This is a genomic window from Methanobrevibacter sp. (assembly GCF_015062985.1).
Classification (GTDB): domain Archaea; phylum Methanobacteriota; class Methanobacteria; order Methanobacteriales; family Methanobacteriaceae; genus Methanocatella.
The window spans coordinates 1-16031 of sequence record NZ_SUTI01000024.1 but is presented as its reverse complement, the minus strand read 5'-3'; the positions used below and the strand labels follow the sequence as shown (position 1 = coordinate 16031).

Genomic DNA, 16031 nt, shown 5'->3' with positions numbered 1-16031 from the left:
GAACCTGATGTAATTCCATACGATAGCATATTTGCTTGGCAAATGGATTCAGAATTAGTTGCAATCATTCGTCATTTTGGCAAAATTAAAAACGTTGCAAACTACTTGGAAACAGATGAATTCAGATCAGAGGCACATATTGTCGATGACTTCATTTCTGCAAGACCTACACCTATTGAAAGGACATCAGAATCTGTTCATAGGAAGGGAATTGTTAGTAGAACTACTATGTTAAAAATTATACAAGAATGGGTATTGTAGATAGTTGAAATGAGGTGTGAGCCTCTTAAAAATACTAAAACTATTTTTTTGGTGATTGTTATGAAACAATTTAGAATAACTATTAGTCCACGTACTGGATACGAAGTATCCTTTAGAATTGACGAATTTGAAAATGGCAGATGGAAACTCTTTGACTATTACATTACTTCGTCTCAGGAAGCGTCTAGCCGTCTGATTTGGGAGCGTGAGCAATGTGTAAATGGAGTGTTTGATTTGGAAATAATAGATAACCGACCTTACTTCACAATGGTCTGATTTTACCACCAACACCATCACCAAATTAATTAATTTATAAAGGAGATGAAAATATGGGATTACTTTTAGCGTTAGCTTCAATAGCAATTGCTTCAGCAGCATTATCCGGTGCAGCCAATGATGCAAAAGCATCAAATGCAGATAGAAGAATTAGGAATGTAGGATATGATTTGGACAGGGACTTCGAGGATGTGCTCAGGGCATGTCATATTTCTAGAAAGAAACAAGATGGTGTAAGATATCTTCCTGAAGATGGCTGGAAGTCATGTGTGTCATATATTCAGCGCCAACCATACACCACTGATAGAGATGTCGAGATGTTTCGTATGAGATATGATCGAGTCAGGAGACAGGAATTGAAGAAAGTTCAGGACAAATGGGATCAGATTTACAACAATGCTTATAAAGAGTATCTTTCAAGTACTGAACCAGTAACTACTATGACCTTTGAGAGGACCCATTATCTCTTTGATGAGGAATTTGTTGTCAATTTGGCAGACAATCTTTATCAGAATACTTTCTTTGGTGAGATGGCTACACAGCCGCCAAAGGTTGTGTTTAATCCAGATGCGACTAATATTTCCTTCCATGAGATATGGGTTATTCGTTGTCCTGGAGGAAAACAGAAAGCTAAGAAATACTGGAAGGCTTGCAGTCGTAAATTAGGTTTTCCAATAGATTAAACACCACTCTAACCATCACCAATATTTAATTTTTGGAGTTGTTAATTATGGATTCAGTTAAAATAACATTGGACATTGTAGATGGAATCGAAGAAGCAATAGATTTAGGATATACAATATTGTATGTGAACGTGGACGATTTAGAAAATGGAAATGGTTTTTTACGTGTTTTGGCTATGTATGAATTTAAAGATATTATAGTCTATGATGGCACATTTGATTTGGATGTTTGCTACCAAGTTTTAGAGTTGCTTGCAAGATCCAAATACGAAATAAAAGATTTTACAACAAGGAGGGATTAGTTATGAGCGTCTGGAGTGGATTACTGATTGGTGCAATTCTAGTATTGTTCTTATGCTGGATTTTTCCGCCATTTCAGCTGTTAGTTTTCTTCTATGTATTATTCTGTATCATATGTGGTTAAAAGAATAAAACATGACTAGTTTTTCAGTCAAAATATTTTAGAACTTCTTTTGCTAATTCTGTATTTTCATATAATCTGCCCTTTTTACGGTGCGGGTTTATGCATACAACCAGTCCATTTTTACTTAATCCTTGAAGGACATTGGAGGCATGAGAAGTTCTAATATCAAGATGTTTGCCTATTTCAACTGGCATTTTCATTCCAGTTTCAAGGTATTTTAATATTTCAAGACGGTATGGTGACAATTTAACAAAACCAATACGGTCTTTAACAACATCTTCATTCATATATTCATTTTTGTTTTGGGTAACCATAATCTTAAATAAATCGAATATATATAGTATAATCATTGAATGCACTTTTACGCACTAGAAGGAGGGATAAAAATTAAACACAAGAAGATAATTTTAACATTAGCAATGTTATTTGTCATGTTGTTAGCGGTTTCAACAGTATCCGCTATGGATAATGTAACTGATGTTGTTTCCATTGATGCAAATAATGATGTAGCAGTTAGTACATACGATAATGTAATAAATGATGTTGTTAGTGTTGATGAGGAAGCAGATTTTATACAATCAAATAATGAGAATCAAAGTGTTGATGCTGGACATCTTTCTACAAATGAAGAAAATATTTTATCAACCTCTCCCGGAACATTTAGGGAGTTAGCTCATGAAATTGATTTTAATTATGATGATGTGCTAAATTTAAGAAAGAATTATACATTTGTTGAATCAGATTCCGCATATATTAATGGAATACCTATTCCAAGACCAATGACTATAAATGGAAATGGTTTTACTATAGATGCCAAAGGACAATCTTTGATATTTTTGGTGTCTGCAAACAATGTAACTATAAAAAATATAACATTTATCAATTCAAAAAGTAACTCTTCAGATTATGCTATATATTGGAATGGTGGTGCTAACGGAGTCATTCGTGATTGTAACTTCATGAATAATACTCCTAATTATGGTCTTATTCATTGGTTTAAAAGTACAAATGGAACTATTTACAATTGTAATTTTATGAATAACCTTTATAGTATCCGTTGGGAAAATAGTGATAATGGTGTTATTCATAATTGTAATTTTGTGGATAACTATGCCAATACAATTAGGTGGCTCAATAGTGCTAATGGAACAGTACATGACTGTAATTTTGTAAATAGCAGCAATAGTAATATAGGCTGGTCCAATAGTGCTAATGGGACTGTTTATAATTGTAATTTTACCAATAATATTGCAGGTGGGGATGGGGCTGCTATCCATTGGGCTAACAGTGATAATGGAACAGTTCACCATTCTTACTTTGTGAATAATACAGTTGCTTATGATTTTCTAGATGGAGGGGCTATTTACTGGGATGAAAGTGATAATGGTGTTATTTCGGATTGTTATTTCGAAAATAATTCTGTTAAATATAACTTTTATGAGACATATGATGGTTATTATATTCAACATGGTTCTGGGGGTGCAATATTTTGGAATAGGGCTCTTAATGGTACAATTAGGAATTCTATTTTTAAAAACAATTATGCTTATTGGGATTATGGATTTCATATTTATAACAGAACTCCATTAACATTGGAAAACAATAAGTTCACAATTGAACCTGTTTTAAATGTATCTGATTATATGGCGCCTTATAAATCAAATAATGGTTTGTCAATTAATGTAACCTTAAACAATCACCAATTAAATGGTACGCTAGTGGTATTAAAAATATATAAAAACAATGTGTATTATCGTACAGTTAATTGTTATAGTGGTTCTAATAATGTTCTCGATTTAAATGTTGGAGTTTATACTGCTACGTGTATTGTTGCGGATCAAATTCATTATAATGAGGTTGTTAAAGTAGATAATGTTAATCCAGTAAATATAACGCTAACAATTGTAAAATCAAATTCGACCACATATTTAACTGCTAATCAATATGATGATTATGTTATGTTAACGGCTGTTGTAAGTCCCATAGCAACAGGGAAAGTTACATTCACTTTTAATGGTACAGATTATAATGAAACCATTAATACTCGCGGTGTAGCTAATTTAAGATTATTTGGATTAACCAATGGCAATTACACAGTAAAAGCAACATATAATGGAAACAATAATATTTATCCTTCAACATCAACCAATATAACATTTATATTAAACAAAACTTTCATTGAACCAGAAGTTAATATATCTCCTTTAGATAGTCCTTCAGAGGATGGATCTATAAATGTTACACTACCAATTGATGCAACAGGTACAGTAACATTAACAATTAATGATAAAGATTATCCATTTGATGTAGTTAATGGTATTGCAAAAGTTTTTATCCCCGATTTAGATAGTGGAGATTACCCATACACAATAACTTATTCTGGTGATAGGAAATATTCTTCAGTTGTTAGTACAGGAAATCTAAAAATTGAAAAAATTTGTAAAAGTATTGTGGCATATGATATGAATATAACATATGGTGATGAATATGATTTCATCGCTACATTTTATTATGCTGATGGTTCACCATTATCAAATAAATTTGTTAGCTTTTTTGTTAGAAATGTTAGCTCTGTTTCTGAATTAGCTAGAACAGACTCGAATGGTGTAGCAATGTTGCAATTAGGATTACAACCAGGAGAATATGAAATAATTTCTTACAATGGTCAAACTGATGAATCAAGAATTAACAAAATAATTGTAAAAATGCCAGAACCTAAACCTATTGATGAAAATGATATTGTTATCCCAACTTTAGATAATAATGGATTAAGCGTTATCAAATTGCCAAGTGATGCAGCAGGTACAATTACTTTAAATATTGGTGGTAAAAACTACAATTTTGATGTTATTAATGGTATCGCTAATGTTAAGGTTCCTGACTTAGATAATGGAACATATCCATATGTTATTATTTATTCTGGAGATACAAAATATTTGCAATTTAGTAAAAATGGAATTCTGAGTGTTAACAAACCTTCTGAAATTGCCACTCCAACTAATCCAACAAATCCTAACACTCCAACTACTCCAGCAAAATCTAGTACTCCAACAACTACCACAAAACCAGTGGCTAAAACAATAATAACTTTGAAAGCAGTTAAAGTCAAAAAATCTGCTAAGAAACTAATCCTGCAAGCAACTTTGAAACAAGGCAAAAAAGCTTTAAGTGGTAAAAAGATTACTTTCAAGTTCAATGGTAAGAAATACACTGCAAAAACTAATAAGAAAGGTATTGCAAAAGTAACCATTAAAAAGAATGTTCTCAAGAAGCTCAAAGTGGGTAAGAAAGTCAAATATCAAGCGAACTATGGTAATGCATTAGCCAAAAAGACTGCAAAAATCAAAAAGTAGATGTTTAACATCTACAATTTCTTCTTTTTTTACTAATTCGTATACATTCACTATCATGTTTATATTCATTTTTTATACCAGTTATGTTTGCTTGCATTCATGCTTAAAATTTTAACTACTTTTGCTAATTAATGTTAATATAATGCATCATAAAATTAATTATTCGCATAGTTACCAGTGGTCGGAAATATTATATAACAATTTAAACATAATATATATCAATTAATAAAAAATTAGGAGCAATGATCATGAAATACAAAAAGGGGTTAATATTCATTTGTTTGATTATTTGCCTGTTCAGTATTGTTAGTGTATGTGCTAGTGATGTTAATGAAACTTTGGTGGCAAATGAAGAGCAAAATAATGAATTAATATCTGAAGACTGTAATACTGATGCTTTCGATATATCTGAGGGTTATGATAATACTAATGTTAGTAACACTGAAACAGAAAACATTACTTCAAATCAACATGTACAAACATATTCTAACAATAATATTTTGTCTAGCAATGCCGATGAGGAGGTATTGGCTGATAATTATGATTGGCAATATGTAGCAGATGCAACTACAAAAGGCATTGGTACAAATATTCCGATATATGTAGCTCAATCTTCAACAGGTTTTGTTTTAAAAGATGGGCAAATGAACTATCAAAGATATTTCACTAAACATTCTGATGGTAATTATTATCCTAATTGTTATGCTGAAGATTATTTATTGCCTGGGACATTTAAGTTAGATGGAAATATATATCTTCTAACTGAAGGAGCTGGTGACACTTGGTATTATAAAAAAATTTCGTATCCTCCAGCAAAAAGTTCAACAATCATAGTTGACGACTACGATTTTGAAAATAATCAATATCCTTTGGTTGGTGATGGAAGACAATATTCCACTATTTCAATACCAATTTCTGTTTTAGATTCAAATGGTAATTATGCTAGGGGAGGAGTGGTTATTACAGATTCTATGGGTAATCAAGTGGGTTTTGCTAGTTTAGATTCTGGTGTAACCTATGTGAATATTGATTTGCAATTAAAAGGAAAAAATAGATACAAAATTCAATTTAATAGTGCTAACACAAATCAAGTTGCTTCTTCTTCAACTTATTTTTATATCACTTCAATAGAATCAATAGTTTCAGTATATGTCAATGACTTTGATGATAATGATGTTATATATGCTTTAGCAGATTCTAAAATTGCATTGGATGTTTATATTGTAGGTGCATCTACAGGTTATGTGGGCGTTATTCTTAAAGATTCCTCTAATTCTCAAATATCTGTATCTGATGTTTTTGCTATTCATCCTTATGCAATGGGTGGGCGCATCAGTTCTTTTAAAGTAGATATGCCTAGTGAATCAGGAAATTATTTTATTTCTGTTGTTTATGGTATGGAATCCTCATGTCATGAACTCGTTAATAATTATATAACCTATAAAACATTTGGTTTGAATGTAATTGATACTTATAAAACAGCATTTGGAGTATCCTATGTTAATGATACTATTAATAATAATTTAAATACAAATATCGAATTTGATATTAATGTCACTAAATTTGTCAATCCAAAACAAGTGTTTACTGACCCATGGGATCGTTATCGAGAAAAAGAACCACAAATTGTCAATGAGGGTTATATTGCTGTAACTATTGAATATAATGAATACTGTTTTGCTGTTAATAATAGTATTGCCCATGTGGTATTACCTAAAGATATTCAAGGTAGTTATAAATTCGTATATAAGCAAGGAAATGCCGATTTGTGTGCTTTTAATTGTATTATTAAATTTCCGATATCTTCACAAAAGATAATTTATGCTCCATCTCAAAGTAATGTTGAAATACTTAATGAAAGTAATATTGATTTTATTGTGATTAATAATTGGACTTATGGTGAGTTATTAAATCCAGAAATAAGAGTGTATGATAACGTAAAAAAAATGTATTATAATGAGGGAGAGTTAGGTTATAATGATGTAAAGTTACCTCTTACTAATGGTAGTGTTAAGTTTAACTGGAACATAAATGCAGCCGCACATACTGAAACAATTTATTATTATCTTAATGGGCAAAAAATTAGTAAAGTCATAAAATTTGTAAAAAACCGTCGTAATGTTGAATTAATTGCTCCTGAGATACTTGATGTTGATTTTCATGATAATATTACATTTAATGTCACTATTAAAGATTATGAAAAAATTCCTGTATCCGAGCATAGGCCAACTGTACGTTGTTTACATGAAGATGTGAAATTAATTGGATCTGATGGACATGGAGTATTTACTTTTATTTATACTCCTTATAAAAGAAGTTCATATATTTCAATCATTAGTTCTGATTCATTCAATGTTGGATCAATAAGAATTAATTGTAATATTCATGAGATTGAGCCTATTTTCGAGCCATTTAATAATGCTGCTGTTAATTTAAGTGATGATATAATTCAATTTAATTTTGTTAATGGAAATAATTTTAGTGCTACTGGTCTTTCATTTGCTTTTAAACTAGAAACAGAAAATGGAATAATTAATTCTTATTCAATTAGAAATAATACGGTGTTCTTTAAAAATCCTTTTAAGACAGAAGGATACAAAAATGTAAAATTTATATATCCGGGTATTAAATCAGCTTTTAATTATTATGAAAATAATTTTACATTAAAATTAGTTAGAGAATTGCCATCATTTTCATTTAATAATTATGTAGGTAAATTCAATCAACCAATTCCTATAACAATCAATGTTTCTAATGTTTTAGGAAAATATCCAACTGGTAACGCAATATTAAAAGTAAATAATGAAGAATATGATTTATGTATTAATAACAGTATTATATCAGTTGATGTTCATTCGCCGGATAAACCTGGAATTTATACAGCTGACTTTATTTATGATGGTGATGAAAAGTATTTTAGTATTTCATTTTCGTTTGACATTTCTTTTAAACAAGATGTATTTCTTATAACTAATGATTGCATTAATGTTGTTCCTGATGATGAAATTAATTTGGAACTAAAAGCTTTAACAGACCTTAACTCAAATGCTGTAATCGATGAAGTTAATGTTTATATGGGAACTAATTTGATTAAATGTCATATTGTTGAGAATAGTATTAAATTTAGACTTCCTAAAACAATTAATTTCAATACTATGACTATTTCTTTTGATGGAAATGATGCATATAACTCTGCTTTTAAAACAATTAATGTTTTAAAAAAAATAACTAATATTGAACCTCCGGAATGCATTATAAATAAAGAACCATTATTGTTTAATTTACCAATTGATGCAAAAGGAACTGTAACAATAGAAATTAACAGTAAAACTTACAATTCGACAATATTAAAGGGTGCTGTAGAATTTGATATTTCAGAATTGGGTAGTGGTACTTATGGTTATGTTATTTCGTACGGTGGCGACAACAATTATGGTTCATTCACTAAAACTGGCAATATTACTATTAAAACAATGTTAAGCAATATTATTGTTCCACAAGAATTTAATCCATCAATTGATAAAACAATGATGATTAAGTTGCCCGAAGATGCAAATGGAACAATAATTTTAACAATTAATAATGTTGTGCATACTTGTGATGTAGTCAGAGGTATAGCTAATGTAAAAATATCAGAACTTGCAAATGGTAACTATCCATATACAATTACATATTCTGGAGACGATAAATATTCATCATTCTCAAAATCTGGATTATTAACCGTTAACAAACAAACAACTCCTGCAAAACCAGTTACCAAAACAACATTAACACTTAAAAAAGTTACTGTTAAAAGATCTGCTAAAAAATTAACTATTCAGGCAACCTTGAAAATCAATGGTAAAGCGGTTAAAGGAAAATGGATTAAATTCAAATTCAACAAGAAAACCTACAAGTCTAAAACCAATGCTAAAGGTATTGCTAAGATTACTGTTAAAAAATCTGTTCTTAAAAAACTTAAAAAGGGCAAAAAAGTAACTTATACTGCAACATATGGTAAAATTACCAAGAAAGTTATAGTGAAAGTGAAAAAGTAGGTGCAACATGCATCTACAACTTCTTTTATTTTTAATAGGATCTACACCATTCACACTTTAATGATTCTATATTTGTTTAAATTAACTATTTCTTTAAGAATCTACCAACGCTTTTATGGGCTGAGAAAAAAGAACCTTCACGTATATATCAAACTACATGTTTACATTAATTTTTATTTATACAAATTGTTGCAGAAGACCTTAAATAGCTGATCAGGCATATAATTGTATTACACCAAGGATAATTTAAAAGGGAGGCATATGTTGTGTCGTGGGTGCCTCCTTCTTTTATACTTTATAATTCTATTTCTTTATTGTATCAATTAATGTAAATTATCACTGAGGCCGTAATGGATGCGGTCCACTTTAACTTTAGAATACTATTTTTATAATGGTGATAATACTTGATTGATCAAAAAACAATAACTAATTTTATTACGAGTATACGAAATTTAATTTCAACTGAAGTCGAAGAACACGCTAATACAACAGCTAATTCATTAGCTAAAGGTCATGTGCAATCTTCTAACAATGCACCTCAACCTATTAATTCTACATCAAGTCGTGGAACTGATAATGGCTATTTTGCATTAGCTGATCATGTTCATACAGCTTCTTACAATAATTTAACCGACAAACCAACGATCCCTGCAGCATCTTCTACAGTTCCAATTGCCGATACAAATGATGGCAGTATTGGGAGCAGTAATGCTTGGGCGAAAGCAGATCACACGCATCCAATTTCTCCCTTATATGCCACATCAAATCATACACATAGCAATTATGTCAATATCTCTGATGTAAGTTCATTATATTTATCTGATGAGCACATGCCGAATGGCATTCGTAAAGACTGCACACATAGTGTTGCTTATGACAAATCAACTGGTTTTACAAGGATAAGAGTTAACGAAGGAAACACAAATAACACCTCTCACGGTTACTACTTAACAATTCCGTTTTCAGCTCCATCCAATAATTTCAGCGTAAGTGTTGATTTTTACACAACAGGTATGGGAAATGATGATTTCGGTGTAAGAATATGTGATAAAAAAGTCTTGGATAATGGAGGAGGTTTCAATAGCTACGGTTCATGGATTATTACAGGACAAGGAAGATTAGCATATGGATACGGAGGATTTGCCGGAAATAGTGTAATGTATGGAGATTACCTTGGAAGCATAGGAAATAATACCCAATATCGTTATACTTTTCGATTAACAGACACACAGGCATATTACTGTTTAACAAATCTGAACAATAACATTATTGTTAGTGAAAAGACATATGATAGAACAGATTCATATTCTTTTAGTGGTTCTTATTATTTTTACATTGGAACGGGGAAATTCTCTAGCGGTTCGGCAGATAAAAGTGTTTATTTCAGAAATTTAACAATACAAGAAAACTGCATGAATCCATATCCAATCGGTGCAATTTACATGTCCACCAATTCAACCAACCCATCAACTCTCTTTGGTGGCACATGGGAGCAAATTAAAGATAAATTTTTGCTTGCAAGTGGTGATACCTATGCTAATGGGTCAACAGGAGGTGAAGCAAGTCATACATTGACGACCAATGAAATGCCGGTTCATAATCACAGAGTTATGGATTGGACAGTTATAGTTGCAGCTGGAGGCAATAGTGGAATTGCAACTATGAGTAGTGGAAAAGTTTATCACCCTGCAAAAGACGACCGTGATGTTAGATATAGTTATAATACTGGTGGAGGAGCAGCACATAACAATTTACCTCCCTATTTTACTGTATATATATGGAAAAGGATTGGATGAGGTGTAATGATGGCAAAAACATTAATAGGAATAGCAACAATAGATGAAAATGGCGTAGCAACTTTTGAGTATACATCTACTGCAGCAGGCGAAGTAAAATTCATTGCAACAAGTGGGAATCTTGAATCAGAAGAATTAACTATTTATGATTATTTATATGCACCATCCTTCACGGCAGACCATCCCACACCTACAACAAAATTGGATAGTGGATATCAGGTATTACAAGCAAATGGCGAATTAACTCTCATTGGAGGTTGCATAACTAATGGCTGGTCAAATGATGGATTATGGGAATGTGATTATGATGTCAAATGGAATGGTACAAGATATCAGTGGTTCAGAACATTGATGGCTTTACCAAATACTGCTTTACTTGGTGGATGGGAAGGATGTTTAGTAAATCCTCAAACAAGTCTTGGAAATAATGTTCAAAGAGATAACAATGATTGTCTGACTGTAGTGCATCAAAGCATTTGGGATAATCCATCAACCCCATGGATACATATTAATATCAAAAAAACATCTCCAACAACATTAATTGTAACAAAAACTGGCGACACAGCCAATAATGGCACTGTAACTTTTACAAATTGCGATTTATTGGATTCATATGAAAAAATGAGCGTTGGTGCAACTTCAAATGGTGGAAGTGTTATAGGTAAACCGACTTTTAAGAATTTTAGAGTTAAACGGATTGCTTAATTGCGATAATCATTGTCATTATGATTATCTCCTATGCACATTTGCTTTGTTTTAACGAAGGGATGCCTTCATATTTTTGATAGTTATTGATTGAAAGTATGTTTTAATGATGGTCATATTTGTTATTATGGCCAGTTGATGAAAAATTCCTTCAATTGTCTCTGTTCGTATAGATAAACTTATATATTTTAATCAAGTTAATAATATGTGTATAAACTGGGGATGGTACTATCGATGATGAAACTTTAAAGACTTACGCTTATATAAATATCAGTTCTTACCGTGTTAAGACAGTCAAGGCACTTAAAGATGAAGTTAAGACACCAACAAATATAGCTGCAGATGCAGGAATCAGGACAAATCATATTTCAAAAGTCCTTAAAGAGTTAAAGGAAACTGGAGTTGCAGAATGCATCAATGAAGATTTCAGGAAAGGACGCTTATACAGACTAACAAGTTTGGGAGAGGAGATTGTAGAACATTTAGATTAATCTATACCGTCATTATACTGTTTAATGTAGGTTTCTTAAATCTTCTTTTAATTTAATTGTTTCTTCAAGGACTCCTACAATATTTTCAATATGAGTAAAAGAATCAATGGTTAATGTATCTCCTTTATGTTCTTTAAACCATTTATCTAGCACCTTATAACCACCAATTTTATAATCCCACACTTCTTTTGAAATACCTAAAATTTGTTTGTTATCGTTAAGTTGAAGAACACCTTTTTTATATTTAATAGCACCAATTTCCATATCTTCAGAAGTCTTAGGTTCTAATGTCAATTCTATAGGATGTTTTGATTCCATTAAATGAAGTTTTCGTAACTTAGACCCGATTGATACATATTCATAAAATAAATCGGTACTGACAAAAAATGCCCCATCCTCATTTTCTATGTTTTTATCATTAATTATAGGCACTCGTGGGAAATCCCTACATAAATATTGTTCATATTGTTCTGCATATATCGGATCATGAAGAATACCATAAACATAATCGAAAACCTCAATTGGAGAAGGTTTTTCCAAAAGATATTGTGTCAACTTATTATATGCCATTTCATCGATATTATCTTTCCATGTTTCTACACCAGATTCATCAGTTGATACTAAATACAATGGTGCAACATAAGTAATTTCACACTTTGCTGAAAACAAGCGGTGAGCAATTATTTTTTTTGAGACAAATGGTGAGAAATATGGTCGAGATGTTCTACCAAATACCAATCCAATATTTTCACCTATTGGAGAAGTAGTTTTAGCAAGTAAATGCCCCATTGTACTTTTCTCACGAGGTCTATGTAACCAACCACTAGATTTTCCTGAATAATATGTCCAACGCAAATCAAATGGCCTGTATGAAATTTGTGTTATAACTCCATCTGAAAGCACATCATTTTTAATTTTTTCCGCAGATTGTCCGGCGGTAAATTTTCCCCATAATTCCTTTATTTCTTCATCAGTCGTAGAGTGTTTAACAATATCCATTCTTCTAACGAGTTCTTCTCTTGTTGGAGCTAAGGCAACCTTATCTTTTCCTGACTGAACTCCCGTAACATTGGTTGGAAACAATTCAGTTATGCTAACTCCCCCATCATAGTATTCCTTATCATCACTTCCAAATGGAACGAAATAGGCCATTTTTGAATCTATAGTCAACTCAGTAAAGTCTAAACCTCCTTTTTCTAACGTGTTTAACTTATAATCTTTTGTACCCCATAAATCAGTATAATACACATTTGCCCATTCTTTTGAATCAGTTTTTTTAACACCTATGAAAAGAGATACTCCTACCTTTATGTCGAATATATTTTCATCTTTGCCTCCATCAGGAGTAGTTTCTTGTTTATTTGCACTTCCGTGGAGGTTTACAATCCAAATTTTATCAAATGTTCTTAGTAAACTTCCACGCATTCCTCTAAAAGTTGGATTTTCTAAATATCCATTATTTGAAACGAAAGCAAGAATTCCTCCATCATCTTTACCTATAATTTGTTCTGCGAAATGGAAGAATTTAACATAATCATCATTCAACAAATGTTTTTTTTCGCCGAGATCAGTGACACCATCCGTTTCTTTTTTATATGATGAGATATCATAAGGATTAGACGATGTGGAAAGCCATGGTGGATTCCCTATAACAACTTTTATAGGGCGTCGTGCCTTCCAAGTGTCTGCATGATAAGCTTCATCAGTTATAGCAGCAGAGAAATCTAACAATGTCAACTGTTTTCCTCGCTCAACGTCAGACATAGGAGGAGCAAGAGTATTAGTTAGAAAAATATTGATTGGTACTTGAACATAAGGAGTATGTCCTAATGTTGAATTCAGCATGCGACGCATTTTAAGGTGTGCAACAACATAACTAGTCATCATTATCTCAAATCCAATGACACGGGACAGAAGACCATTTTTATCCTGAATGTAATCTTCATAAAAGGCTTCTTTTGCACCAGAAAAATATTTGTCCTTAACACATCTGATTATCTCTGCTCCAAAGGAGCCAGTTCCACAAGCAGGGTCAAGAATAGCAATGCTAGGCACAGAAATTTCCTCTTCTGTTATCCATTTTCCTTTTTTAATCTCTTTAGGAGCACAAGGGACATTAGTTGTTATGTATTCATTATTGGAGAGCCCATTATCTACATTTAACTCATTTATCAGAAGTTCATCTACCATATTGACTAAATAATGCACTGCTTCAATTGGTGTATAAAAAACACCAAGAGACTTTCTTAATTCAGGATCATAATATGTAAGAAACTCTTCATAAAAATGAACGATTGTATCTTTATGCTCATCTCTTCCAAGTAAAAATGATATGTCGCAGATCTTATAAAGTTCACATAACTTATCTATAACACTTTCAAGAGTGGGGTTCATTTTTCCCATAGTGATGTGAATGAAAAATTGTTTCAATAATTCAGATTCGTCTTGTAAATAACCAATAGCTTCATATTTATCAAATGTATCAAGTGTAGTGTCCTTGTATCTTGCAATAAAAAGTCCGTAGACAATAGTCTGTGCATACATATCAGCAAATTCTTTTGTATTCATTGATGGTGAAAGTTCAGATTTAATTTTATTGTAAAGGCCATATAGTTCCTGAAACATTGGAAGACTCCACTGATAATTATTATCCAAAGGTTGTCCATTATCGTCCTCACCAAGTATTCCTAAAACAATACTTCGAATGGTACGTGCGTGGATAGCCATATATTCAGCAAGTTTGCTTGAAGATTTGATTTGAGCAGGATTTTTAAGTAAAAAGTCTTCTAATATACTGACAAATAGATCAATATTTTCTTTTTTGAGAACTAATTTGCCATTTTTGAACTCTAAAAGCTCTATTTCCGCATACATTTTGGTATCGCCAGCTTGCCAGAATTTCCATATTAAATTGTCAGTCAAAATGGCATTACCATATGTTTCTACTTCTATTACTATTTGCCCTAATGCTCTTTTATCAATACCATTAATTTTCTTTACTTCCACACCTGCAAATGGTTCAATTTTAGTAACATCATCTTCACTATGCCACAATTTGATATCAATGTTTTCTCCACTAGTACCTGATCTTCCTCCAGATAAGTCTTGAGCAATACAACCTATATCTGTGAACATTTGGATAATATGTGGATTATATGATGATTCCACATTCCCAAGCTCATATACTTCACGAACAGCTTTGTAATATTTATTAATTATTGCTGAATAAACCTTTTTTTCCATAATTCCACCAATGGCGAATTGTTTTTAATATTCCTTCGATTATTTCAAAAGCCCATATAATCTTATTTAAAATATTTATCATTTCTTCTTTAAAAAAACTTCGTAAGAACATCAATTAACATTTATTTAATACATTTATGCAATCAAATTACATCTGAATATACTGTTAATTATTGACTTCATTACCAATTATTGTATTTGCTTCGCCAAAATAGAAAAAAATCTACAGATTATCTGTAATGTTTACAAGTTTCATCATTAGCTATTCTACCAACAAATCCAATATCTTCCTTTAACATCTTCAACTTGTGCTTTGATTGTTTTATCTGTATAGATTAAAGGTTCAATGGAATACAATTCAGTTTCAACTGGCAGGTCAAAAGCATGTATTTGTGACGAAAAGTTGGTAAGAATGTTGCTATTTTAATTGATGCATGTATACTCGTTAGCATGAATAGTGGATAGTTGATAGGTGCTTTGTTAATGTTGAGGTTTGATGCGCATATTTATTGTTTAAACTTTATTAATGCCAAAATTATTATTTGTTTTTGTAGTTTTAATTGATAATTTTTTGATAATTGTTTTTGTCAAAATTAGTATTTTTTACCATTATTTCTATTTTTCAAAATAATACTTTTATCTTAATTAGTATTAAAAAATGGCTAAAAGTAGGGTGGTATCGCCCTATTCTCGCACAAGGAATCGTATAGATTTCCTTGTTTATTTCTTCTTTTTTTAAGTTATTAAACTCTTATTTATTAT

General features: G+C 31.3%; 10 protein-coding genes. 8 read left to right on the top strand and 2 right to left on the bottom strand.

Annotated features, from left to right (window positions below; all coding sequences use genetic code 11):
* The 3 genes from E7Z77_RS08785 to E7Z77_RS08775 form a co-directional block, all read left to right on the top strand.
* On the top strand, positions 1 to 261 hold a 261-nt coding region (locus E7Z77_RS08785), incomplete at its 5' end, for a hypothetical protein (protein WP_292753025.1).
* Between the two features lie 602 nt (positions 262 to 863).
* Positions 864 to 1220, top strand: a complete 357-nt coding sequence (locus E7Z77_RS08780; protein ID WP_292753022.1) for a hypothetical protein — start codon at positions 864 to 866, stop codon at positions 1218 to 1220.
* Positions 1221 to 1252: 32 nt separating this feature from the next.
* Positions 1253 to 1522 (top strand): hypothetical protein, encoded by a 270-nt coding sequence (locus tag E7Z77_RS08775; protein ID WP_292753019.1) that lies wholly within the window; start codon positions 1253 to 1255, stop codon positions 1520 to 1522.
* 145 nt (positions 1523 to 1667) lie between these two features.
* Here the strand turns inward: E7Z77_RS08775 and E7Z77_RS08770 are convergent, their stop codons facing one another.
* Entirely contained in the window at positions 1668 to 1994 is a 327-nt protein-coding gene (locus E7Z77_RS08770) for a MarR family transcriptional regulator (protein ID WP_292753016.1), read from the bottom strand.
* A gap of 3 nt (positions 1995 to 1997) precedes the next feature.
* Here E7Z77_RS08770 and E7Z77_RS08765 point away from each other — a divergent pair, with 3 nt between their 5' ends.
* The 5 genes from E7Z77_RS08765 (at position 1998) to E7Z77_RS08745 (ending at position 12026) form a co-directional block, all read left to right on the top strand.
* Positions 1998 to 4997 carry an Ig-like domain repeat protein gene (locus E7Z77_RS08765; protein WP_292753013.1) on the top strand — a complete coding sequence of 1000 codons (3000 nt, stop codon included), beginning with the start codon at positions 1998 to 2000 and terminating at the stop codon, positions 4995 to 4997.
* A 248-nt stretch (positions 4998 to 5245) separates the two neighbouring features.
* Positions 5246 to 9034 (top strand): Ig-like domain-containing protein, encoded by a 3789-nt coding sequence (locus E7Z77_RS08760; protein WP_292753010.1) that lies wholly within the window; start codon positions 5246 to 5248, stop codon positions 9032 to 9034.
* A gap of 515 nt (positions 9035 to 9549) precedes the next feature.
* Positions 9550 to 10830: a hypothetical protein gene (locus E7Z77_RS08755; protein ID WP_292753007.1), complete on the top strand. Its 1281-nt coding sequence runs from the start codon at positions 9550 to 9552 to the stop codon at positions 10828 to 10830.
* Positions 10831 to 10839: 9 nt separating this feature from the next.
* Positions 10840 to 11535, top strand: a complete 696-nt coding sequence (locus E7Z77_RS08750; RefSeq protein WP_292753004.1) for a hypothetical protein — start codon at positions 10840 to 10842, stop codon at positions 11533 to 11535.
* Between the two features lie 230 nt (positions 11536 to 11765).
* Positions 11766 to 12026 (top strand): transcriptional regulator, encoded by a 261-nt coding sequence (locus E7Z77_RS08745; RefSeq protein ID WP_292753028.1) that lies wholly within the window; start codon positions 11766 to 11768, stop codon positions 12024 to 12026.
* A gap of 21 nt (positions 12027 to 12047) precedes the next feature.
* Here E7Z77_RS08745 and E7Z77_RS08740 read toward each other — a convergent pair whose 3' ends face one another.
* Complete coding sequence (locus tag E7Z77_RS08740) at positions 12048 to 15269, bottom strand: type ISP restriction/modification enzyme (RefSeq protein ID WP_292753001.1); 3222 nt, start codon at positions 15267 to 15269, stop codon at positions 12048 to 12050.
* Between the last annotated feature and the right edge of the window lie 762 nt (positions 15270 to 16031).